Genomic DNA, 21,144 nt, shown 5'->3' with positions numbered 1-21,144 from the left:
CCCCGGGGAAGCGCCGCCATGTCCACGACATCCGTCGAACAGTCCGCAACGCGCAAGGTGTTCTGGCGCATCGTGCCTTACTGCTTCGCGCTCTACGTGATCTCCTACCTCGACCGCGCCAATATCGGCTACGCGGCGCTCCAGATGAATAAGGAGCTGGCACTGACCAGCGAGGCCTTCGGCTTCGCCGCCGGCATCTTCTTCATCGGCTATTTCCTGTTCGAGGTGCCGAGCAATGTCGCGCTGAACAAATACGGCGCACGGATCTGGATTTCGCGGATCCTGATCACCTGGGGCATCGTCGCGACCGCGACGGCCTTCGTGCAAAGTGCGATGCAGCTCTATATGCTGCGCTTTTTGCTCGGTGTCGCGGAAGCCGGATTCTTCCCGGGTATCATCATCTACCTGACCTACTGGTTCCGCGCCAAGGAGCAGGCCACCACGGTGGCGTTGTTCACTGCGGCCATCCCGGTATCGTATCTCCTCGGCGCGCCGCTCAGCACATGGATCATGGACCACGTCTCCGGCTTCGGCTTGAGCGGCTGGCGCTGGATGCTGCTGCTCGAGGGTGGACCTGCCGTGATCGCCGGCGTCGCGAACTATTTCATCATGACCGACCGGCCCGAAGAAGCGCGCTGGCTTACGACCGAGGAGCGCGACTGGCTCTGCGGGGAGCTTCGCAAGGACCACGCCGCCCGCCCCAACGTCGAGCATCTCGGCGTTATCGCTGCGGTCACGAACCCGAAGGTGCTGTTTCTGTCGGTAATCTATTTCATCTATCAGGTTGGCAATCTCGGCATCGGGCTATGGATGCCGCAGATCATCAAGGGCATGTCGGGCTCGCTGACCAATTTCGAGGTCGGCCTCGTCGCCATGCTGCCTTATGCGTTTGCAACGGTCGTAATGGTGCTGTGGTCGCGCAATTCCGATCGGACCGGTGAGCGGCAGAAGCATTCAGCGCTGCCCCTGCTGCTCGGCGCGATCGCGCTCGCCTGCACGGGCCTCGTCGTGCAGCCGGCGATCGCGATGGCGCTGATCTCGCTGGCGCTGGCCGGCATCTATGCCTTCAAGTCACCCTTCTGGTCGCTTCCAGGATTATTCCTCAGTCGCTCGACCGCGGCTGTCTCAATCGCCGCCATCAACTCGATCGGCAATCTCGGCGGCTTTGCGGGGCCATATGCGATCGGAACGATCAAGGACTGGACCGGCAGCACCTATGCCGGCTTGTTGTCCCTCAGCGGCCTGCTGTTCGTCTCCTTCCTGATGACCTGGTTTGCCCGGATGGAAAGTGCCGCAGGGGCGCACGCCAAGCCCGCTGAGCAGCACGCCTGAGGACGTAGACATGAGCGACCACGCCCACCTTGCCGTAGCGAACAAGACTTATCTCATTGCCGACGTCGCGCGCGAGATGGGGCGTGATCTCATGCGCTTGCCGGTGATCCTGCGCATCCTGCTCGAAAACGTGCTGCGCAATACGGAGGGTGGGGAACGCGAGGCGGCCGTCGCCGCGATCCGCGGCTGGCTCGCGGGTGGAACAAGCGACCGCGAGATCGCCTTTCAGCCCTCACGCATCCTGATGCACGATACCACCTGCGGCCCTGCCCTGGTCGACATTGCAGGCCTGCGCGCCTCGCTGGCCGAGGTCGGCGGCGACCCGACCCGGCTCAATCCGGTGCTGCCGGTCGACGTCTCGACCGATCACTCGATCGGTGTCGACGTGTTCGCGCGCAAGGATGCGCTCCAGCAGAACATGCAGCAGGAGCTAAAGCGCAACGCCGAGCGCTATCGCTTCATGAAATGGGCGACGTCGGCGCTCACTGGCGTCCGCGTGCATCCCCCGGGGACCGGCATCATGCACACGCTGAACCTCGAGCGCCTGGCCTGCACCGTCACCAGCTTCGATCGTGATGGTGCGCTCTGGGCGGCGCCGGACACGCTGATCGGGACTGACAGCCACACGCCGATGATCAACGGCATCGGCGTGCTCGCCTGGGGCGTCGGCGGGCTCGAAGCCGAGAGTGTGATGTTCGGAATGCCTGTTATGCTGCGCGTACCCGATGTGATCGGTGTCCGCCTCACCGGCTCTCTGCGCGAGGGCGTGCTCGCCACCGACCTCGCGCTCACCGTCACCGAGCGCTTGCGCCGCATTGATCTGGCCGACCGTTTCGTCGAATTCTACGGCCCCGGCGTCTCCACATTGTCCGCCGGCGACCGCGCGGTGGTCGCCAACATGACCCCGGAGTTCGGCGCCAATTCCGGCTATTTTCCGATCGACCAGCACACGCTGGACTATCTTGCGCAGACTGGCCGCTGCGCCGAGCAGGTCGCCCTTGTCGAGGCCTATGCCCGCCGGCAGCAGCTCTGGTTCGATCCGGACGCGAACCCGCGCTACACGGATACGCTCACGATCGATCTCGACGAGGTCGAGGTCAGCCTCGCCGGCCCGCGCCGCCCGCAGGATCGCATCGCTGCAAGCCGCACCGCGGACGTGCTTGGGCTGGCCGCTGCCGCATCTCCCGCCGAGATTCCCGGCGATGGCTCGGTCGCAATCGCGGCGATCACGAGTTGCACCAACACGTCCGACCCGCGCCTTCTGATCGCAGCCGGCCTCGTGGCCCGCAAGGCGCGGCAATTCGGCTTGAAGCCGCCGGCCTGGGTGAAAACCTCTCTCGCGCCGGGCTCGCCCACCGCCGAAACTTATTTGCGGCGCGCTGGCTTGCTGGACGACCTGGATGCGCTAGGTTTCGGCATCGTCGGCTATGGCTGCACCACCTGCATCGGCAATTCCGGACCGCTCGTACCCGTCATGGCCGAGGCAGTGGCTTCAAGGAAGATCGCGCCGGTCGCGGTGCTTTCCGGCAACCGCAATTTTCCTGGCCGCGTCCACGCTCAGGTCGAGAACAGCTTTCTTGCATCGCCACCGCTTGTCGTCGCCTTCGCGCTTGCCGGCGATGCGCGACGTGACATCCTGCATGATCCGATCGGGCGCAGCACAGATGGCCGCGATATCCAGCTTTCCGATCTCTGGCCGTGCGGTGCCGAAATCGACGCCGCACTGGCGCAAGCCCGCGATACGACCGACTACGCAACCGCCTATGAGGCCGCTGAAGCCAGCCCCGATTGGGCCGCACTCGACGCACCCATTGATGCGCTGTTTCCCTGGGACCAAGCCTCGACCTACATCCGTCGGCCGCCATTTGCCGGCCAGGGCAAGGGCGCGCGCCTTGGCCGCTATGTGGCAACGCCGCTGCTCGTGCTCGGCGACGACATCACGACTGATCACATCTCGCCGGCCGGAGCGATTCCGGCGAGCGGCGATGCCGGAGAGTATCTCGTCGCGCATGGCGAAGCACCACATGATCTCAACGTCTTTGCCTCGCGCCGCGGCAATTGGGAGGTGATGCTGCGGGGCCTGTTCACCAACAAGAGCGTGCGCAATTTCCTTGCACCCGAGCTCCGCTCAGGCACCACGGTCCACGCCAACACCGGGGAGCGTCTCTCGCTGTGGCGGGCCGCGGCCCACTACGCGGAAGAAGGCCGCTCTGTGGTCATGCTCGCCGGCGAGCGTTACGGCATGGGCTCGTCCCGCGATTGGGCGGCCAAGGGAGTGGCCCTGCTCGGTGTACGAGCAGTGCTGGCGCTCAGCTTCGAACGCATCCACCGCTCCAACTTGATCGGCATGGGCGTATTGCCTCTTCGTCTACCGACCGATCGCCGACCGCACGCGCTTGGCCTCCGTCCAACCGACCAGATCGAGGTCGATGCTCTCGTCGACGCAATCCGCCCGCGCGGCACCGTGACGGTGCGCATTCTGCGAGACGGTAGCGAGATTGATCGCTTCATAGCCACCGCGGCGATCGAAACCAGCCTCGAATGCGACATCCTCCAGACGGGCGGCCTGCTGCCAATGATCTTACGCCGATCTCTGGCTTCTCAAGTCGCTCTCTCGACGTAAGGGACAACACTCCTCTCACATCGCAGCAGTCCCTTAGAAGCGCCCTGGGTTAGCTTCTTGCGTGACAAGCACGATGTGAGCGCGCTGATGGACACCATCGGCGAACCGACGGAGGAAGCCGATTTCGTTACGAGAATCCACACTTCCGCCGACAAGGCGAGGCTCAGCAGCCTCAGCGTGGCCGGCTCCCAAAGCCCACAACGGAGCCACTTCCCACCACGAGACGGCCGGTGCGAACGCGATCGCCCCGGTGACCATCTCGTTTAGAGTAGGCGTTAGAAGCCTGATTGGCCCTAGTGGCCGTTGCTGAGAGGTTCGCGGGCCATATCCCTCGTGCGCAACAGCAGCGATCAGGCAAGTTCGAGGAATTTCAGGGATTTGTCGGGAATGTGGTAGCGGGAGAGCGCTACCGCCTTTCCCCACACTCATCGGAGCTGCGATACCTTATTCATTCTTCGGCGTGACCGTGCGTCGGCGAACCTGGATCTCGCGGTAGCGATCAGCCGCCGCGGCAATCCCGAGCCACAGCGGCCCATCTGCTTCGATCTTGGCGTTCTCGCGCGCCTCGAACGCGGCGCCTTTCAGAGCAGGCTCGCTTAGCCATTGAAGCTTGTTGGCGATGCTAATCAGGCTCGTCCTGATCTCTTGGTGCGCCTCCTTGGCCTCGTAGGTGACCTTAGGAGGCGTAGGAGCGATCGCCGGGGCGCGCTCAATGCGCAGCCGATTCGCTTCCTTGCGTCTCCAAAAATCGTCCGCAATGGCCTCCAGGTCATCCTTGGAAAGTGTCCATCGGTTCTCTCTCTCCCACTTCTCGCGATTGAGCTTTGGCGTGAGGTCCACGATCTTGGTCTGCGGTTGCTTTAAGGCTTCCTCGAGCGCCATGCCGGTTTCGAGCGCCGCAATGCCAGATGCCACGAGGTCCTTGTGCATCTTACCCTTGTCGTCGAACGTCAGGAAACTCCCCTGCACTCTTTCGATCCGGAGCGGTTTCTTGCCCTCAAGGATGACGTCAGACCTTCTGCTTCGTGCCAGCGTACTGCGGCATGGCATCCTTGCCTCTGATCAAGCCCATCATCACACGCTGCGAGATGCTTTGAAGACCGTCTTCAGCGAGGAGATAAAAGCGAATTGAAAGACCCATGCCACCCATCCTGCCCGATCGAGCCGACATGTTTCCCCACGTCTTTGAGACGGGCAACCACTAAAAGATGGGAGATTGTTCCGACGGCCAGCGGCAGCCCCCGTATCGAACGCGTTTGCAGGTCGCGCCTCTTTTACAGGGGCACTCAGGGAGGGCGGCGGACTTGCCGCGTAGGAACGTTTCGATCTCTGTCGTGTTCTAGGACCATCGATCCTTAGTTGCTCGTGGATCGAACTATGGAAAAGGCAGTCGGCTACGCCATTTCGGCACTCGTTGTGGGCTTCGGTCTTTGGATCCTTGTTGCTGGCCTGGACTCAAGCTCGCCTGCCCTATGGACTGTCGTGGGGCTGGCTCCCATCACAATCGGGCTGATAAGCGCTTTCGGTCCATCCTGATACATTTGCTCACACCGAAGCGGAAAACGCCAAGGCAGTTCGAGTTGTCTCTAGAGAGGCGACCATGGATCTAACCGAGATCGAGCGCGCGTTCCTGAATCAGCTTTCTTCCGAACCGTGGATCAGCACTCCACTGTTCGATCACGAACTCGTCGCGCGCTTGGTGGAGCTCGGCCTGGTTGACTCAATCTCACAAACATCGGGCGAAACCGAATACCAAATTACCGCAGCGGGTCGTAGAGCTTTGAACGGATAACAAGTACACCCAAGGGCCTACTTGCGCTTCATCGCCGATTGGGGATAGTCGGCCGTTAGGTCAACGCATCTGATTTTCCGAACGTGATCGCTCGCCAGTGTGTCGCATTCAGGGGTGTAGATGTGAGCCAGTTTCTTTCGATGCTGCCGCTAACAACAGCCGTCATTCTGACCGTCTGCTTCGGAGTGGCGGCCTGCGACAAAAAGGACGTCGACATCACTGGCCAGATCCCGCGCCAGTCCTATGGATGGAAGGGTTCGCCCACCCGATAGCCCTCGCCCGTTCAGCGCCCTCTGCCTGAAATCCCGGTTGCACTCCCCTGGCATGGTCCTTGCGGATCCAACGAAACTCCGTCGGTCCTGGCAGGGAGACGTTTCGCGATGAAACAGAAATCTCGAGTCTTAAAGCCGCGCAAGCCCACTCTGGCACACATGGTCTCCGATTTGGTGAGATTGCTCAAAGCAATGGCGGACGTTGAGAGATTGAGAGAGAAGGTCGAACTCGCCGAGAAAACCCAGGGGCACAAGTAACCCGACGCAGGTTATTGCCACACCGCCGTTGCGCGCGCGCACCAGGTCACGCTTCACGTATTTTTCCGCATTAAGGTTTGCCGGGTGCGCGCAGTACCGGATTGGCCGAGCGGTCCGTGTGGAAAATCCAGCCTCTCTGGGGAAAACAGACGAATAGCCCGCGGCGTGTCTAGGCGGGTACAGGCACTTGTCCCCACCGGTTCTAGGCTGCAGTCGTCCACTGTGAGATCGATTCAATACTGAGCGAAGGCGATCTCAAGCTCTATCGAGATTGCGCAAGCGACATTGCGAACATCGCAGATCCGCTCGCGGACCGAGCTCTGCTGCACTGGTTCGGCCGTACGAAGAGAAAATGGTCGGAGACTAGGATGAAAGTTAATTTCAAAGCTGCTGTGGCTACGCCGTTTTGCCCGTGCGAACTCTGCCTGGAGCCAATGAAGTTTTTGGGAGAGCACGGCGGGTCCCGGCTGTTTAGGTGCGATGAGTGTGCTCTCGTAAGCACCCAACGTGCAGAGGCTCTGCTATCTCGGCAGACGGAATTTGCGACCACGAGACCGTCGATGTGGCGCTGACAGGAACCGCCCTAGGTTATGATCACGGAAGCCATCAGCGCGAAGAATATCTTGTGCTTCACGAAAGTGGAACTTACGTGAAGCCGCTCGCGCCCCGCGAAGATCTTCTCGCTTCACAATAGGAACGTCTCCGTTCCGGATGCCTTCCGGAAGTCGACGAGCCGGAGCTGGCGAAGCTGGAGGCGTGGCCATGAAGCGCCACGTCATGAGCAAGTATTTCAGTAATGGCGCTGGTCACGTACTGCGCCATTACAACAGTGCCGTGCTGCTTTTCAGCTGGCAGGGCAAGGCCGACGGATCGGCCCGCTATGTCGAGCACGTCAACCGCTACGTTCGCAATGGCGTCGAATATCCCTGCCTTGCCGCCCCGCTCCGCGGCGTCGAGGCTGAACACGCTTACAAAGAGACCTGATATGCAGCTGCCCGCAGAAAGTCCCACGCGAGAATTTTTGGCGAAGCTCGTATTCAAACAATGCGAGGCTTCTATTTGCACACCCGGCCCGAGTCGTCTTGCCCGGTTGCTCCTGTTGTTATCCCATTCTCAGTCGCCACAGCACCAGCTTGGTCAATTGCCGTAAAAATCACAGGTGACGCACATATGACCACCTTTATCAAAGTTCTTCTTAGCATCGTAGCCCGAGTCGCGCAGATTCCGCCTATAAAGTGCCGAAGCAGGCTGTTCGCCAAGACCACCGCCTGCTGGAACACCAACAGCCGCCATGCTTGATCCAACACGGTGCATTTTGTGGAATGATGAACCATGACGCTGATTTCGACCAGCATCAGCGGATACGACACCAACAGCTAACATAGCTGCAATGAGAAGTGCGGTCTTCATGATACACCTCCTGTAGGGCGACGTAGTTGTTACGAAAGCAAGGAGCGCGCGTGCCCGATTTCGAGCCGTGATCTCCAAGACGACGTAAGATGAGGGTCGGAGGGCGGACTGCAGACACGGGCTGGAGCTTCAGGGCGCTCAGCTGCGATCAGAAGCTGCTTTCGCATCTCCGCGACGCAAGCGCGGCAATATTCACGATAGAGCAGGTCGAATATGGCGGGCATCGTCACCCCCATCGTTTGAGTGTGATGTCAGATTTTTCCACCTCGATTTTCGCGGTGGTTGTAGGCCCGTCAGATGGCTCTTCGATGTGAGCCCACTCACAGACTGCACCAGTTCCAAACTTCAAGAGCCGATTGGTTGACCTGATTGTCTGCGCGAAAAACGATAGGGCGAGTCACGCTGGTACAGACTATAGCAGCGCATTGTTTCAGCAAAACTTCGTCAAACAACTCAAGGGCGCCGAACGCCAATTAAAATCCAACCACAGCGCGAACAATTTTACCAGTGAGTGATAGCGACATTCGATGCAAGCTGACCGAGTATGAGGAGAGTATTCTCAAGCGCGCCCGACACAGCTTCGTATGCCGGCCAGGACGTCGTTCGCTCTGTGTGGTAGCTCGACTTCCGGAATTGGCCCACAGTCGATATTTCAACGCCCCGATACCTGGAGTCCGTTACCCTTCCTTGTCGATATCGGGGTCTGACCCGAAGCCGACGCCACTCTTCGCCTCCTATGTGCTAGACTGAGACCGGTCAGATGCTCCCGGGATCCACATGAAGCGGCGCGAGTTCGTCACGCTGATTGCTGGCGCTGCGGCGTTGCCGCTCAAAGCCCGCGCACAGCGGGCTGGCCGGCGGTATCGCGTTGCGGCATTGGGGCCGATACCGCTCAGCTTCTTTGATGAGCTGGACAGAGCCGGCTTTGTCAGAGGCAGAAACGGGGATCGACAGCCGTGGCGAAAGCGTGGCTACCGTGTCTTATGCCAGTATGGCCGTTGAGCTGGTCGAGGCAAGTCCAGATGTGCTGATGGCGGTCGGGGCCGAAGCAGGTCGTGCAGCACAGAAAGCAACGCAGCGTATTCCGATCGTGGTGATCGCGGACGACGTGCTTGGCAGCAAGCTAGTCGCCTCGATGCCGCATCCCGAAGGCAACACCACTGGTGTTGCCATCTTTGCGTTCCAGCTCGACGCCAAGCGATTGGAGTTGCTGCATGAAGCGCTGCCAGCAATCCGTCGAATAGCCGTTCTCGCCGACCGCCTGCCGATACCAAACATGAGTACTCTCGAAAGCGCTGCTAAGAGGCTCGGCGTCGAGATCGTTCCGTTTGCCGCACGATCCGAGGAGGATATCATCCGTGTGATTGACGCTTTGAAGGTCGAAGAGGTCGGGGCTGTCAACCTGCTGGCCTCGCCGATCCTGGCATCGAAATTTCAGTACCTGATCCGCGATCGGCTGGCCCTCCGCCGCCTGCCCGCAATTCTGCAGTGGCCCGAGCAGGCGGAAGAAGGCGGACTGATGGGATATGGTCCCCGCCTTAGCACGGTTTTCGACCAATGCGCGCGTCAGGTCGCAAGACTATTGTGAGGCGCAAAGGTAGCCGAGGTGCCTGTTGAGCAGCCGACAAAGTTCGAGCTGGTAATCAATCTCAAGACAGCCAAGATGCTAGGTGTCGAAATGCCGCCGATGCTACTCACTCGTGCTGACAGGACGGTCGAGTGAGTTCTCAATTTCCGCTTATGGCCCGAGGCTGACTAACGCGACGCTCGTCTAAGCGTCGGCTCTTAAGTGCAGACCGGACGTGGCGTGCAAGGAAGCAAATCGCCGATTTTGACTGAAACCGGCCATTTCGCCCGACGGTCCGGTCAAAGACAGCCATGGGAGAATGGCCGGAACTCAACGAACTTGGCGACGCGCCACCGTCAAGGCTCATATGTGAAATAACGATACCAGCGACTCGTCCAGCGACCAAACACAACGGAGGAAACGCCATGAGCGCGATCTGGCCGGAAATCTCCTTCGAGACATGGCGCGAAACCTGTTCCGCGCTTCATTTGTTTTGCCAAGTTGTCGGCAAGTATCGGCTCGCAAGGACGCCGTGGATCAACCATTCATGGCACGCGACTTTCTACGTGAATGCTCGCGGGCTCACGACTTCACTGGTTCCAGACGCCTCAGGTATCGAGATCACCTTCGATCTCTCCCGCCATATGGTCATCGCAGAGGCCTCTAATGGGCGCAGGATTGAAATGGCGCTCGGGCCGATGTCCGTTGCCGACTTTCACACCAAGTTTTGTGAGCTGGTGGGACGTCTCGGCGGCACACCGGAATTCGACGGGCGGCCCAATGAAGTCCCTGATCCGATCCCTTTCCAGGACGACCATCAGATCCGCCCCTATGATGCAGACGCCGCGACGCGGTTCTTCAGGGCCCTGGTTGCAATCGACGGTGTTTTTCATCGGTTTCGGACGGGCTTCACCGGAAAGGTCAGTCCAGTCCATCTCTTTTGGGGCAGCTTCGATCTCGCGGTGACGCGCTTCTCCGGACGTCCTGCTCCGCTTCACCCGGGGGGCGTACCGGGTTTACCGGATGAAGTGACGCGCGAGGCCTACAGTGATGAAGTCTCATCCGCCGGTTTCTGGCCGGGCGGAGGCGGCACAGACTTTGCGGCTTTCTACTCCTATGCCTATCCCACTCCGAACGGCTTTGCCGACGAACAGATTTTGCCGACGGGCGCATATTTCGATCAGAAGCTCGGAGAATATCTCCTGGCCTACGAAGTTGTGAGGAAGTCGAGCGATCCGGAGGCGACGCTCATGTCGTTTCTGGAAAGCACCTATCGTGCGGCAGCGGATCTCGGAGGCTGGGATCGTGCCGCGCTCGAATGTCCAATTGGTCACCCCCTTCGGCCCCGCCCTCTGGACAGGAAGAGATAAAGTTCGACCAGCCTTCCCCTTGTTCAGGCAGAGCACCTTAAGCGCGACGTCGAGCCACTATGCTGTGCCGGCGGGGGCCGCTCGTCCCATCGACGGTAGGCGCCGCCCGCCTCGGATCTGCCTTGGTGTTCGCTGTCAAGTACGCATCCGGCCAGCACCCCGGGCAGGCGCGCCGATCTGCCGCGGCGCTCAGGCAGCAGCCGCTTTGGACTGTTGGGTCGCCGTCCAATTCCACGGGAGCAGGTCGGCGACTCTATTGACGGGGTGATCTGGAAGCCTGGCCAACACGTCAGCGAGCCAGGCTTGCGGATCGACGTCGTTCATCTTGCAGGTTTCGATCAGGGTATAGACAGCGGCGGCACGATTGCCGCCAGCATCTGAACCGGCGAAGGTCCAATTTCGTCTTCCGACAGCCACACCGCGTAACGCTCGTTCGGCAGCGTTGTTCGAGAGGCAGATGCGGCCATCGTCCAGGAAGCGGGTGAACGCCGCCCAGCGGTTGAGCAGGTAGTTGATCGCCTTTGCAGTATCGTTGCCTGATGAGAGCAAGATTCGCTGCTGGCGCATCCAGATTTCGAGATCGGCGACGATCGGCCTCGACTTATCACGACGTGCCGCAAGCCGCTGTTCCGGCGTTTTGCCGTTGATGGTGCGCTCGATCTCGAACAGGATATCGATGCGTCGCACGGCCTCGCTGGCAATCGGCGCCTCTCCAGATTTCGCCAGGTCGAAGAACTTTCTGCGGCCGTGGCTCCAACAGGCCGCTTCAAGGATCGGAGCTGGCTTCCTTTGGGCCTTGTAGAGCTGGTTATATCCATCGAAGGCATCGGCCTGCATGAGGCCCGCATAGCCGGCAAGATGGCTTTGCGGATGTTCTCCAGCCCGGTTGCGTGAGTAGTAGAACAGGGCCGCCGGCGGATCCGTGCCGCCAAACGGCCGGTCATCGCGAACATAGGTCCAGATCCGGCCGGTAACCGTCTTAAGCTTGGCCAGCACCGGCACCGTCGTATCGTCGGCGTGGATGCGTTCCGCGCTCATGATTTGGATCCGGATCGCCTCAATAATGGGATCGAGCGCCACCACGCAGGCGCCAATCCGATCCGCCAGGGTCGAGACATCGATCTCGATCCCTTCGCGGGCATACGTCTTGCTCTGCCGGTTCAATGGCTGATGCAGCAGGAACTTGTTGACCAGCACCATCGCCAGCAGGTTCGGCCCGGCAAAGCCTCGTGGGATCGGATGGGAGGGTGCCGGCGCCTCTGTGACCGCCACGCAATCCCGGCAGGAGAACTTTTCGCGGACATGCTCGATAATCTTCCAGCGCCGCGGCTCGCATTCCAGGGTCTTCGAGACCACCTCGCCGAGCTTGTGCAGCCGCTCGCTGCCGCACTTACCACATGCGCAAGGCGCGGGTTCGACGACGCGCTCGACCGGCAGATTGTCCGCCAACGGACGTCGCGGCGGCCGTGGATCTTGCGCGCGCTTCTCCTTGGCGGCCCCTGGCGCGGCGAGTTCGGCCTTGGTTTCCTGTTCGGCCTGCGTCTCTTCGAGATCCTCGATGGCAAGCTCGAGCTGTTCGACCAGCAGCTTGCCGCGTTCGGAGGATTGCCCGAACTGTTCGCGCCGTGCCTTGGCCAGCATCAGCTTCAGCCGCTCGATTTCCAGTCGACCGACGGTCACTTCGCTCTTCGCCAGCGCCAGTTGTTCGCGCTGCGCAAGGATGATTGCGTGCGCAGCGTCAAGGTCGGCGGGAAGCGGATCGGAAAGCGTTGTCACGAGGGCAAATCAATCATATTCGCCGCTAAAATTCGCGACCGATCTCCCTCGTGAGTCAATAAGCCACAGCTTAACCGGAAGCCTGCGGACGCCAGGTTGCCTGCGGCATTCGCCAGTCAATTCCGGACAGGAGATAGGATAGTTGCGCGACGCTGATCGTCACAACGCCGTCCGCCAGCAATGGCCACAAAAAGCGGCCGCGCTCCAACCGCTTCGTGAACAGACATGCGCCCTGGCCATCATGCCAAATGATCTTGATCAGGTCGCCGCGGCGGCCCCTAAAAACGTAAAGATCACCAGCGTGCGGATCACGCTTCAAGCTCTCCTGGACCAGACGCGCAAGGCTCGGGAAGTCGTGGCTTCGTTATTCTCTGCTTTGCAGCTCTTCGGCTTCATCTTTCTGTCTGGGGCCGGCCACGGCTCTCGGGCGCGTTTAGTTGTCTACCGTTGGCCGCCATCTCATTCGCAGCCTGGTTCAATACACTCCGCGCCGAGTCATCCCTTTTTATCTCCAACTGCCTTGTCATCGCCGCTGGCCTGGTGCTCGCCGCCACTGCATTTGCAACTCGACTGGAAGGCACGAGCCATTTCTTAGCTTATTGGCGGGTGCAGGGCCCTATAGCGGGAGCAATCACTGCTCTCCTATACTTCAACTGGATATTCGCTTTCGGGCTGAGTTGGTGGCGCAATCTCAGACCACAGTGAAGTCGACCTGGGCTCATCCAGCGCGCGCAACAGCTTACCTGCCGTGAGGAGACGGTGTCTGCTTCGGGTCACAAGCTGACGGCTCGCGAGCGGCGCTGAAAAGTCTGCTAAGGGCCATTTGCGGACATAGAGCTGAGAGACGTCAGATAAAGCCTTCGACGTATTCTCGCACCGCCCTTTTGTCGCCAGCCGCGGCAGCACAGATGCCGAATGCATGGATTTCATGAGGCAATGCGCTGCTTGGGCTCTTTACGATATCTGTCATCATCGAAGAAACCGCCTCGCGCATACGGCCGGCGCTCAGAAGCGCGATCGCGGCTTCCTTGCTCCGTTTGAGATGTTCTTCTCGCGTTAACATTCAAGGCAGGTGGCGGCTGATACGAAAAACAGCCTGTTCCTTACTGGCTTGGCAGTCAATCCCGTGAGAGTGCCAAAAGCAACGGAGCCCAGCGCTCTGTGCTATCGCGCGATGTCCATTGAGGAGCGGTGAGCATCCGGCAGATCCGGCGCAACTTCGCAGTTGGGCCACAATGCGACCTGCCAGCGCACCAATCTCTGGCGCCGACCTCAATTGCACTGGGCTAGAGGCTGCGTTAGCTTCATACGATCGCCACTTATTATTTGAGGCAGAACGTGCTGAAACCGGAACTGATCGGGTCAAGTGCGTCTACTTACACTCGCGCCGTGCGTATGGTGTGCGCAGAAAAAGGCATCGATTACACGCTAACGGAAACTAATCTCGCCGCTCCAGAGCTATTCGCCATTCACCCGCTTGGTAAAATGCCTGTTCTGCGCCATGGTGATGTGCACTTATTTGAATCCAAGGCGATCGCGACGTATCTGGACAGGGTATTTGCCGGCCCGGCGATCTTTCCGACGGAGCCTCTCCCGGCAGCCTTGACGGAACAGTGGGTGTCATTCGTCAATACAGTTGTGGACCGCACCTTCATCCGTACCTATCTCTATGCGTACATCCTTGCGCGGCTCAACCATTGTGAACCAGATCGCATTGCGATCGAATCAGTTCTGCCGGACCTCCACCGGCAGGTCGTTGTGCTGGACGCCGCCGTCAAAGAGACCGGATTTCTTGCCGGCAACCGGTTTACTTTCGCAGATATTAACCTGATGCCGATTTTGCACCGGTTGTCACTGGCACCAGAAGGCAAGGACGCACTCGCGGGCGCCACGTACCTGTGCAAGTATTATGAGCAACATGCGAAGCGGGATAGCTTCCAGCGCACATGTCCTCCGGAAGGTCCACCGGCGCGCTCGAATTGAAGGGGCTCAACTCGGAGTGCGGCTCGTCAGTTCGGCCTCCGGCTTCCGCTATCGTGTCAGGTCTCAGATGAGGCCGAAAGTGATCGCGATTAAGAAGAACACGACCAGCCCGATGGCGACCAGCTTAAAGGTGTAAGCGGCCTCAACATCGTGCCCAAGCCATTCGATGCCTGGCCCCCATAGGACGGTTGCAACGAACCCCAGAACCGGGGTCGTGATCAGCAGGATCACGTAGACGAATACAAGGAGTGCTTCCAATACGTGTCCATCTAGGGGGGATTGCTCAACAAGGCCCCACCCGACGATCATAAAAAAACTTCGCGAATACGATGCAGGCGAGCGCACGCCAAAATTTGCGAGGAAGGTCATTTCGAACGACATCAGCACAAGACCGATAGTCGAAAATACCTCTATCGCAAAGTTGATGATCTGGCCCGGGTCATATGACCTGCAGACCTGAACTTAGACAGTATGAGAGGCGAACTAGGCACTAGGGGTCAAATACGGCCTGAGGCGGCCTTACTTCGGCCCCGGCACATCGTCCTTTTTCGGCGGTTGTAGGCCGGGCGAGTTAAGCCAATCGTCCATGTGGGCGGCTGTCTCTGCTTGCCTCGCTCTTCGTAATGCCGCGTCGCGCACCGGTCCGTGCGGCAGCAACCTGGCCTCTTCCAAGAGCTTCTGAGCTTCTTCGAGAAGCCGCTCTTTGAGTGATCTAGTTTGTTTGAAACGACGCCGACGAATGATCGTCATAACGCGCTCCTTTCCGTTCGAGGAAGGCGGGAGCGCAAGGGGCGTTCTCATCACGGATAAAAGCCAAGGTCCGGTCCGTGATGAAGGGATAATGACCAGCCCCGGGGTTGGTTTCTGTATCTTTTGATACGCAGCGGGAAATAATTATTCTTTCAGTAACTTACTCAAACTGAGCCATTCGCAAATCCAAGGCAAGCCACTGACAGTCGCCAGGTCAGCTTTGGGTCAATTGCAGACGTCCAGACTGTCTGGTCACCAACTAGTTCTCGCAGAGGCCAGCCTTACGTAGACCGTCAGCAATGCGAATTCGCTGCGCGAGACACGTCGGATGATCCGATGGCGAACTGGCGTGGAACTGGTCGATGCTGAAGGCTGGAATAATAGTAAGCCCCGCCTGCAGATGAGCCCGTGCTTCATCGACCCGCCCGAGGTGGGCCAATGCGGCGGCGAGATAGAAATGGACAAACGGCGCAATATTCCGGTTGGTCTGGATGGAGCGCTTAAACCAATGAACAGCCGCCTCATCGGCTCCAAGATACGACTGCGCCACCCCCGCTGTATTCATCCAGGAAAAGGCCCTGTTGTCGCGCGGGGAGAGCCGGAAGGATTCCATGACGCAGGCCTCAGTCTCTTCGGCATGACCCAGATTGCATTTGCCGAGTCCGATCCAAGCATGAGCCGCGGCCAAATTCCGATCGAGCGCCAAAGACCGTTCACATTCGGCAATGCCCTGAGCGGCTCGTTTGGTGAAGATCTGCACGACGCCCATGAGGCAATGGGCCATCGCGTGGTTGGGCACTTGAGCAAGTATCCTCGCCAAGGAAATTTCGACTACGCGCAGCGGCGCCATCCGGTCGATCAGCATCGACGTAGCCCGCGTGGTATCGACGAACGCCATCCCCACCATAGCATCAAGATTGGTTGGATCGCGGTCGAGAGCTTGTTCGAAGAAGTGTCGTGCCTGCGCCAGGTTCTCAGGGGCAGATCCGCGATTTACGTTCGCCATGCCCTGGAAATACAGGTCCATAGAAGCCACGTCCGGCGCCCGCGCGGCGCGCCGCGCCTCTGCGCTGACGAGTTCAGTTCCCAACTCATTGGCAAGACGGGCACCGATCTCGTCCTGCATATCGAAAAGGTCCGCGATTGGTTTGTCGAAACGTTCGGCCCAGACGTGGTTGCCAGTGTCGGTATCACTAAGCTGGCAGCTGATGCGCATCCGGCTTCTACCTAGCTGCACCGCTCCCTCGAGGACGTAGCGAACGCCGAGATCGCGTCCGATCTGCTTCAGGTCGACATGCTTTCCCTTGAAAGCGAAGGCCGTATTGCGGCCGATCACGAAGATACCGGCTACCCGCGAAAGGTCGGCTGTCAGACTCTCCGTGACGCCGTCAACGAAGTAGTCCTGCCTAGGATTGGGACTGAGATTGACAAACGGCAAAACAACGAGCGAAGGCTTGTCATGGGCAGGTCTCAGTAGGTCGCTCGTGATAGTTGGCGCCTTCCGATCGGGCGCCTCGCGCACAGTGGCAATGAAGCGGACGCCCTTATGCCGGAAAGTCTTTATAAGGCGCTGCTCGTCTCCGGAATCGCCTATTGCCTTTCGTACGGCGTTCAGGCGCGTGGTCAACGCCACGTCCGAGACGGCGCGACCTTGCCAGATTGCGTTAATCAGATCATCTTTGCTGACGACGCGTTGCCGATTGCAGATTAAATATTCGAGCAGGTCGAATACCTGCGGCGCAACCGCGATCACGTCCAGCCCGCGGCGCAACTCGCGCTGGTCGGTATCAAAAGAACAGCCTTCAAAGAAATAGCGCAAACCACTTCCTCGCAACTGTGATTTATTGGCATGATACCTTCGGACGCAAGGATAAGCTGCTGGTAAGGAAAAAGTAAGCCGACGACCAAGTTCGTCCATTCCTGACCTGATACATCCCAGAGCCCGCGCCGGCGCATTGCCGAAACGGTGCATGGATCAGGGAGACGAGTGATGATGACGCGTCGTGACGTACTGACGGCGTGGACGAGCGCTGTCGCGGTCTCAACCGCGAGCCTCGTGCCGCGGGTGCACGCGCAGCCGTTCGCAAAGGCCGTGCACATTTTGACGGGCTTCACGCCGGGCCTGCAGGACGCGCTCGCGCGGCTCGTTGCCGGCCAAATGAACGATTATGCTAAAACGATCGTCGTGGAGAACCGCCCTGGCGCAGCCGGTCGCATTGCCGCGGAGGCAGTGAAAGCCGTCGACCCCGACGGATCGACGATGCTGTTCGCTCCACTCGGCTTCATGACGCTCTTTCCACACGTTTATCAGAGGCTGGGGTACCAGCCGCAGGATTTCACGCCTGTGTCGACCGTGGCCTCGACCCCGACGCTGCTGACGGTCGGCCCGAAAGTGCCTGGGAACGTAACGACGCTCGCAGAGTTCGTCGCCTGGTGTCGGGCCAACCCGAACGTCGCCACCTACGGGACGGCAGGCGCCGGAACGACACTGCATTTCATCGGTGCGATGCTCGGGCGTATCGCGGGATTTGATTTTCTTCACGTGCCTTACCAGGGAAATGGCGCCATCCAGGATCTTGTCAAGGGCGAGATCGCGTCGGCCATCATGCCGGTCGGCAGCTCGCTTGGACTCATTAGGTCCGGAGATCTACGTGCGCTGGTAACGACCGGGCCGCGCCGCTGCCCGTTTGTTTCCGCGGTGCCCACGATGCAGGAGGTCGGATATCCGTCGCTCGAGGATCTGACGTGGTATGCGTTCTTCGTTCCGGCGAAGACACCTGCATCAATCGTCCAGAAGCTTAATATGACGATTCAGGCAGCTCTGCTCACTGAGGAAGTGAAGTCCGGCATGGCAAAGCTCGCCGTCGAGCCCGATTCGATTGCCATGGACGACTTCGCGCGGTTGATCACATCTGAGTCGGCGCGATGGAAGCACATCGTGCGGACGACCGGCTTTGTCCCAACCGACTGAAATTGGCTTGAGCTTGGTGTTTAGCGGAGGGAGCGCATGTGCCAATTAACGTCTGTGTATGAGCTCGTACAGTCGCACCGCATCACCGCGGTTATATATACGGCGGCAATGCTCAATCTTGCCGAGGCTATCGGCGGTGGGACGAAGTCGGTGGCCGAGCTCGCGAGCCTCGTGTCCGCCGAGGAGAGTGCGTTGCGGAGACTGCTCATTACCCTGACGACACTTGGCCTCTGCAGGCAACCCGAGCAGGACCGATTTGCCATGACCGATCTCGGGCGGCAACTCGACCGGGACGGCGATCCCTCTTTCAAGGACTGGGTTATCTTCGAGGGTGAAATGCTCATGCAGTCCTGGAGCGGTTTGCTCGCTTCAGTCCGTACCGGCAAAACCGCTGCGCAGCTGCGGGGCGATGGCGACGATCGCTATGCTGCAGCTGGCAATCCACCGGAGTGGACTCGTCGGTTCAACGCCGCCATGGTGAGCCTCACGCGGTCAATTGTTCCAAAGATCATCGCGGCTCACGATTTCTCGGCCGCGCGCATAGTGATGGATGTCGGCGGCGGCACCGGCGAATTGATCGGCGGGGTGCTTCAGCACACCCCGCATCTTGAGGGTGTTGTGCTCGACCTGGCGCGCTGCGAAGCAGAGGCTTGTGCGCATTTCGAACGGCTCGGTATCGCCGATCGTGGCCGATTCGTGGCCGGCAATTTCTTCGAAGCAATTCCGAGAGGCGCCGACACGATCCTGATGAAGAGCATCCTCCACAATTGGAAAGACGATCGTTGCGAGGTCATTCTGCGCAATTGTAGGGATGCATTGCCTGTCGGCGGAACCTTGATCGTAATCGAACGGATCATGCCGGATGCCACAGCTGGTGCGGAGAACCTTTCTTGCGCCATGAGCGACCTCAACATGCTGCGGGGACCTGGCGGCCGCGAGCGCATGGAAGCCGAGTATTGCAAGCTGGCCTCATCGGCCGGCTTCAGGTTAGTCGGGACGGCAGATGTTGGCATGTTCAGTCTAATCCAGTTCAGAAACGGCGAGCACTAGGGAAAGCGTCCCATTGCTCCGACCCAGGACCGTTGGGGCATAGGCGAGCCCACGTCCCGCCAATTCTGGATTCCGCTTTGGGTCAAGAGCGCCCTTCGGAGTGTCGGCCGGCTGCTTCCGGTCTACCCATGGGCCGACCACCCGGGACGCTGCCTAGACTTCGCATTCGGGCCACTAGCGGAAATCCACGGAAGGCGCTCAACGATTACCGGCAGCGAGCCTGCAATCTTTCGCACCGGGTCGCGGTGCCGCTAGCGTTCAAACCTGTGCGGATGAAGACGCGCCCAACGTCTCATATCGCGCCCGTATACTCGCCTCTGGCTGGATAGTCGTTCTTGATGACGAAATCCAACGCCTGGACCATTTCAGCGAAGTTGAGACGAACGAACGGCATGGACTGGACGGAGAGATAGTAAACCGTTTGATCCGGTCTGATCAGAAACACGCCGGGTTCGGAGAACAAGGAAGGTTCTTCGATTCCGATCGAGGTCCTTCCGCGAGAGGTCGAGATATAGAGACCCCAATTGCGGGCATCGCTCAATCCCAGACTATGTCCCACACGCAAATTTTTGGCTTGGATCTTGTCCGCCATCTGGCGCGCTCGCTCCTCCCCATCTGAACTGATGGCGACGGTCGTAACGCCGCGCACGGCAAATTCCGGGGTCAGGCGGTCCAATTCCTTCAGGTAGTTGGCACAGATCGGGCAATGCAAGCCGCGATAGAAGCAGATGAGCGTCATGCGCTCGGGGCTTTCCGTTGCTAGATCGAAGCGACCATGGTCGAGCGTTCTTACGACAAGGGCCGGTGCTTTCTGACGGGGTGTAAGCATCAAGATTCCTTTCACGAACTTGGGCAACACAGAAGAGTTGCTCCTGCATCCACCTCATGTCACACTCGCGAGCATGAATAATTCCAAAAACATGATTGAGAGTCCTGTTGTCGGCAAGCGCGACCGGCTTTCCGCCTTCTTTGATGCCTTTGAACTGTCAGTGACGGTCGCGGCGAAAGACGAGCGAGACGCGGTCGCAAACCTTGTCATTTTGGGAGAGGGCGGCTCCGCAACGAGGGTCACCTTCTGCCCCCACCGTGATGCGATGCTCGATCACGGCGGCGGGATCCTGGCTGCGGCCGCGATCAGATTCGGGGGTGTCACAAACCCGCTCATGAATGCGATACCCGAGCGGATCGTGATCCCCCTCAGCGAGGCTCCTACTTTGCAAGCTCTTACTGCAGCTTTTGTGACCGAGGCCTCGGACATGCGATGCGGCAGGCAAGTCGCTCTCAACCGCCTGTGCGAGGTGATCATCTTGCTTGTCCTTCGGAGGGCAATCGATATCGGCTCAACGCAACCGGGACTTCTTGCCGGCCTATCCCATCCAGCGATCCATAAGGCTCTGGTCGCCATGCACGATCAACCCTCTCGCCCGTGGCACACCGAGGAACTTGCCAGTATCAGTGGGCTCTCGCGGAGCCGCTTTATGACGCTGTTTCCCAAAGTGACTGGCACTACACCGGCTGCCTATCTTAAGGCGTGGCGGCTGACGCTTGGCCAGCGTGAGCTTCAGCGCGGCGAGCGCATCAAGTCGGTCGCCCGACGCGTGGGTTTTGGCAGCGCAGCAGCGTTCTCGCGCGCATACGCATTGGCATTCGGCCATTCACCGGTCTCTTTGCGTAAACCAGGTTCTTTGTCTCAGGATGTCGCTGCTGCCACCTAGGGGCTACGGCCAGCAGAGCATCAAGATCGGGCTACTCGATGGGCCGCATACACTAAGTAGCTTGCAAAGGATTTAGCGCGGTGTCCATCTGCGCCTCCGCTAGACTTCGATTAGATAGGCCCAGTTGTCCGCCTTGGGTCACAAGCTGACGAAGCGGCGGACGGCGCGGCAGGTCCCCTATGGGCCAACAAGAGACTTGTGCATCGCAGCAAATAGGATCTCTATTCGATCACCTCATCAGCGCGAAGGAGTAATGAGGTCGGCACGCTGAGGCC

At 59.6% G+C, this 21,144-nt stretch carries 19 protein-coding genes; 10 read left to right on the top strand and 9 right to left on the bottom strand.

The features are described 5' to 3' along the window. The first annotated feature begins 18 nt into the window (after nucleotides 1-18). Together RAD10_RS11245 and acnA are read left to right on the top strand one after the other, a co-directional pair. Complete coding sequence (locus RAD10_RS11245) at nucleotides 19-1,332, top strand: MFS transporter (RefSeq protein WP_461617529.1); 1,314 nt, start codon at nucleotides 19-21, stop codon at nucleotides 1,330-1,332. A gap of 10 nt (nucleotides 1,333-1,342) precedes the next feature. Next, entirely contained in the window at nucleotides 1,343-3,955 is a 2,613-nt protein-coding gene (gene acnA / locus RAD10_RS11240; protein WP_461617528.1) for an aconitate hydratase AcnA, read from the top strand. Between the two features lie 444 nt (nucleotides 3,956-4,399). On the opposite strand, the gene RAD10_RS11235 is transcribed toward acnA, so the two are convergent. Together RAD10_RS11235 and RAD10_RS11230 are read right to left on the bottom strand one after the other, a co-directional pair. Then, complete coding sequence (locus RAD10_RS11235) at nucleotides 4,400-4,924, bottom strand: hypothetical protein (RefSeq protein ID WP_461617527.1); 525 nt, start codon at nucleotides 4,922-4,924, stop codon at nucleotides 4,400-4,402. Nucleotides 4,925-4,964: 40 nt separating this feature from the next. Then, a complete protein-coding gene (locus RAD10_RS11230) occupies nucleotides 4,965-5,096 on the bottom strand; it encodes a hypothetical protein (RefSeq protein ID WP_461617526.1) in 132 nt (43 codons plus the stop codon). Between the two features lie 459 nt (nucleotides 5,097-5,555). On the opposite strand from RAD10_RS11230, the gene RAD10_RS11225 reads away from it, so the two are divergent. Together RAD10_RS11225 and RAD10_RS11220 are read left to right on the top strand one after the other, a co-directional pair. After that, a complete protein-coding gene (locus RAD10_RS11225; RefSeq protein WP_461617525.1) occupies nucleotides 5,556-5,747 on the top strand; it encodes a hypothetical protein in 192 nt (63 codons plus the stop codon). A 1,292-nt stretch (nucleotides 5,748-7,039) separates the two neighbouring features. Next, nucleotides 7,040-7,261 (top strand): hypothetical protein, encoded by a 222-nt coding sequence (locus RAD10_RS11220; protein WP_461617524.1) that lies wholly within the window; start codon nucleotides 7,040-7,042, stop codon nucleotides 7,259-7,261. A 153-nt stretch (nucleotides 7,262-7,414) separates the two neighbouring features. On the opposite strand, the gene RAD10_RS11215 is transcribed toward RAD10_RS11220, so the two are convergent. Further along, complete coding sequence (locus tag RAD10_RS11215) at nucleotides 7,415-7,687, bottom strand: hypothetical protein (protein ID WP_461617523.1); 273 nt, start codon at nucleotides 7,685-7,687, stop codon at nucleotides 7,415-7,417. Between the two features lie 904 nt (nucleotides 7,688-8,591). On the opposite strand from RAD10_RS11215, the gene RAD10_RS11210 reads away from it, so the two are divergent. After that, a complete protein-coding gene (locus tag RAD10_RS11210; RefSeq protein WP_461617522.1) occupies nucleotides 8,592-9,275 on the top strand; it encodes an ABC transporter substrate-binding protein in 684 nt (227 codons plus the stop codon). 404 nt (nucleotides 9,276-9,679) lie between these two features. Next, entirely contained in the window at nucleotides 9,680-10,624 is a 945-nt protein-coding gene (locus RAD10_RS11205; protein ID WP_461617521.1) for a DUF5996 family protein, read from the top strand. A gap of 189 nt (nucleotides 10,625-10,813) precedes the next feature. On the opposite strand, the gene tnpC is transcribed toward RAD10_RS11205, so the two are convergent. Beyond that, entirely contained in the window at nucleotides 10,814-12,400 is a 1,587-nt protein-coding gene (gene tnpC, locus RAD10_RS11200; protein WP_461617520.1) for an IS66 family transposase, read from the bottom strand. A 70-nt stretch (nucleotides 12,401-12,470) separates the two neighbouring features. Next, nucleotides 12,471-12,719 (bottom strand): IS66 family insertion sequence element accessory protein TnpB, encoded by a 249-nt coding sequence (gene tnpB / locus RAD10_RS11195; RefSeq protein ID WP_461617519.1) that lies wholly within the window; start codon nucleotides 12,717-12,719, stop codon nucleotides 12,471-12,473. 1,019 nt (nucleotides 12,720-13,738) lie between these two features. Here tnpB and RAD10_RS11190 point away from each other — a divergent pair. Further along, the gene (locus RAD10_RS11190; protein WP_461617518.1) at nucleotides 13,739-14,383 is read left to right on the top strand and encodes a glutathione S-transferase family protein; all 645 of its coding nucleotides are present in this window, start codon (nucleotides 13,739-13,741) and stop codon (nucleotides 14,381-14,383) included. A 63-nt stretch (nucleotides 14,384-14,446) separates the two neighbouring features. Here RAD10_RS11190 and RAD10_RS11185 read toward each other — a convergent pair whose 3' ends face one another. The 3 genes from RAD10_RS11185 to RAD10_RS11175 all read right to left on the bottom strand — a co-directional run bounded on the left by RAD10_RS11185 (nucleotide 14,447) and on the right by RAD10_RS11175 (nucleotide 16,952). Beyond that, entirely contained in the window at nucleotides 14,447-14,764 is a 318-nt protein-coding gene (locus RAD10_RS11185) for a hypothetical protein (RefSeq protein ID WP_461617517.1), read from the bottom strand. A gap of 138 nt (nucleotides 14,765-14,902) precedes the next feature. Beyond that, entirely contained in the window at nucleotides 14,903-15,133 is a 231-nt protein-coding gene (locus RAD10_RS11180) for a hypothetical protein (protein WP_461617516.1), read from the bottom strand. Nucleotides 15,134-15,392: 259 nt separating this feature from the next. Further along, nucleotides 15,393-16,952 (bottom strand): winged helix-turn-helix domain-containing protein, encoded by a 1,560-nt coding sequence (locus tag RAD10_RS11175; RefSeq protein ID WP_461617515.1) that lies wholly within the window; start codon nucleotides 16,950-16,952, stop codon nucleotides 15,393-15,395. Nucleotides 16,953-17,123: 171 nt separating this feature from the next. Here RAD10_RS11175 and RAD10_RS11170 point away from each other — a divergent pair, with 171 nt between their 5' ends. After that, nucleotides 17,124-18,104, top strand: coding sequence for a Bug family tripartite tricarboxylate transporter substrate binding protein (locus tag RAD10_RS11170; RefSeq protein ID WP_461617514.1), 981 nt, complete (start codon nucleotides 17,124-17,126; stop codon nucleotides 18,102-18,104). Between the two features lie 36 nt (nucleotides 18,105-18,140). Then, the gene (locus RAD10_RS11165; RefSeq protein WP_461617513.1) at nucleotides 18,141-19,154 is read left to right on the top strand and encodes a methyltransferase; all 1,014 of its coding nucleotides are present in this window, start codon (nucleotides 18,141-18,143) and stop codon (nucleotides 19,152-19,154) included. Between the two features lie 292 nt (nucleotides 19,155-19,446). On the opposite strand, the gene RAD10_RS11160 is transcribed toward RAD10_RS11165, so the two are convergent. Next, complete coding sequence (locus RAD10_RS11160) at nucleotides 19,447-19,983, bottom strand: peroxiredoxin-like family protein (protein WP_461617512.1); 537 nt, start codon at nucleotides 19,981-19,983, stop codon at nucleotides 19,447-19,449. Nucleotides 19,984-20,056: 73 nt separating this feature from the next. On the opposite strand from RAD10_RS11160, the gene RAD10_RS11155 reads away from it, so the two are divergent. Next, on the top strand, nucleotides 20,057-20,869 hold the full coding sequence (locus tag RAD10_RS11155; RefSeq protein ID WP_246788890.1) for a helix-turn-helix domain-containing protein: 813 nt from the start codon (nucleotides 20,057-20,059) through the stop codon (nucleotides 20,867-20,869). The last annotated feature ends 275 nt before the right edge of the window (nucleotides 20,870-21,144 follow it).

The organism is Bradyrhizobium sp. 23AC, from assembly GCF_054863025.1.
The sequence above is the reverse complement of the archived record's forward strand: the minus strand, read 5'-3'. Positions and strand labels throughout refer to the sequence as shown.

Bases quoted from the DNA above. Each gene is read 5' to 3' on its own strand.
- RAD10_RS11185 (WP_461617517.1), bottom strand. From the start codon at position 14,764: ATGTCGTTCGAAATGACCTTCCTCGCAAATTTTGGCGTGCGCTCGCCT.
- RAD10_RS11245 (WP_461617529.1), top strand. From the start codon at position 19: ATGTCCACGACATCCGTCGAACAGTCCGCAACGCGCAAGGTGTTCTGG.
- RAD10_RS11220 (WP_461617524.1), top strand. From the start codon at position 7,040: ATGAAGCGCCACGTCATGAGCAAGTATTTCAGTAATGGCGCTGGTCAC.
- RAD10_RS11165 (WP_461617513.1), top strand. From the start codon at position 18,141: ATGTGCCAATTAACGTCTGTGTATGAGCTCGTACAGTCGCACCGCATC.
- RAD10_RS11230 (WP_461617526.1), bottom strand. From the start codon at position 5,096: ATGGGTCTTTCAATTCGCTTTTATCTCCTCGCTGAAGACGGTCTTCAA.
- RAD10_RS11170 (WP_461617514.1), top strand. From the start codon at position 17,124: ATGATGACGCGTCGTGACGTACTGACGGCGTGGACGAGCGCTGTCGCG.
- RAD10_RS11215 (WP_461617523.1), bottom strand. From the start codon at position 7,687: ATGAAGACCGCACTTCTCATTGCAGCTATGTTAGCTGTTGGTGTCGTA.
- RAD10_RS11155 (WP_246788890.1), top strand. From the start codon at position 20,057: ATGAATAATTCCAAAAACATGATTGAGAGTCCTGTTGTCGGCAAGCGC.
- RAD10_RS11205 (WP_461617521.1), top strand. From the start codon at position 9,680: ATGAGCGCGATCTGGCCGGAAATCTCCTTCGAGACATGGCGCGAAACC.
- RAD10_RS11160 (WP_461617512.1), bottom strand. From the start codon at position 19,983: ATGCTTACACCCCGTCAGAAAGCACCGGCCCTTGTCGTAAGAACGCTC.
- RAD10_RS11180 (WP_461617516.1), bottom strand. From the start codon at position 15,133: ATGACGATCATTCGTCGGCGTCGTTTCAAACAAACTAGATCACTCAAA.
- RAD10_RS11225 (WP_461617525.1), top strand. From the start codon at position 5,556: ATGGATCTAACCGAGATCGAGCGCGCGTTCCTGAATCAGCTTTCTTCC.
- acnA (WP_461617528.1), top strand. From the start codon at position 1,343: ATGAGCGACCACGCCCACCTTGCCGTAGCGAACAAGACTTATCTCATT.
- RAD10_RS11210 (WP_461617522.1), top strand. From the start codon at position 8,592: ATGAGCTGGACAGAGCCGGCTTTGTCAGAGGCAGAAACGGGGATCGAC.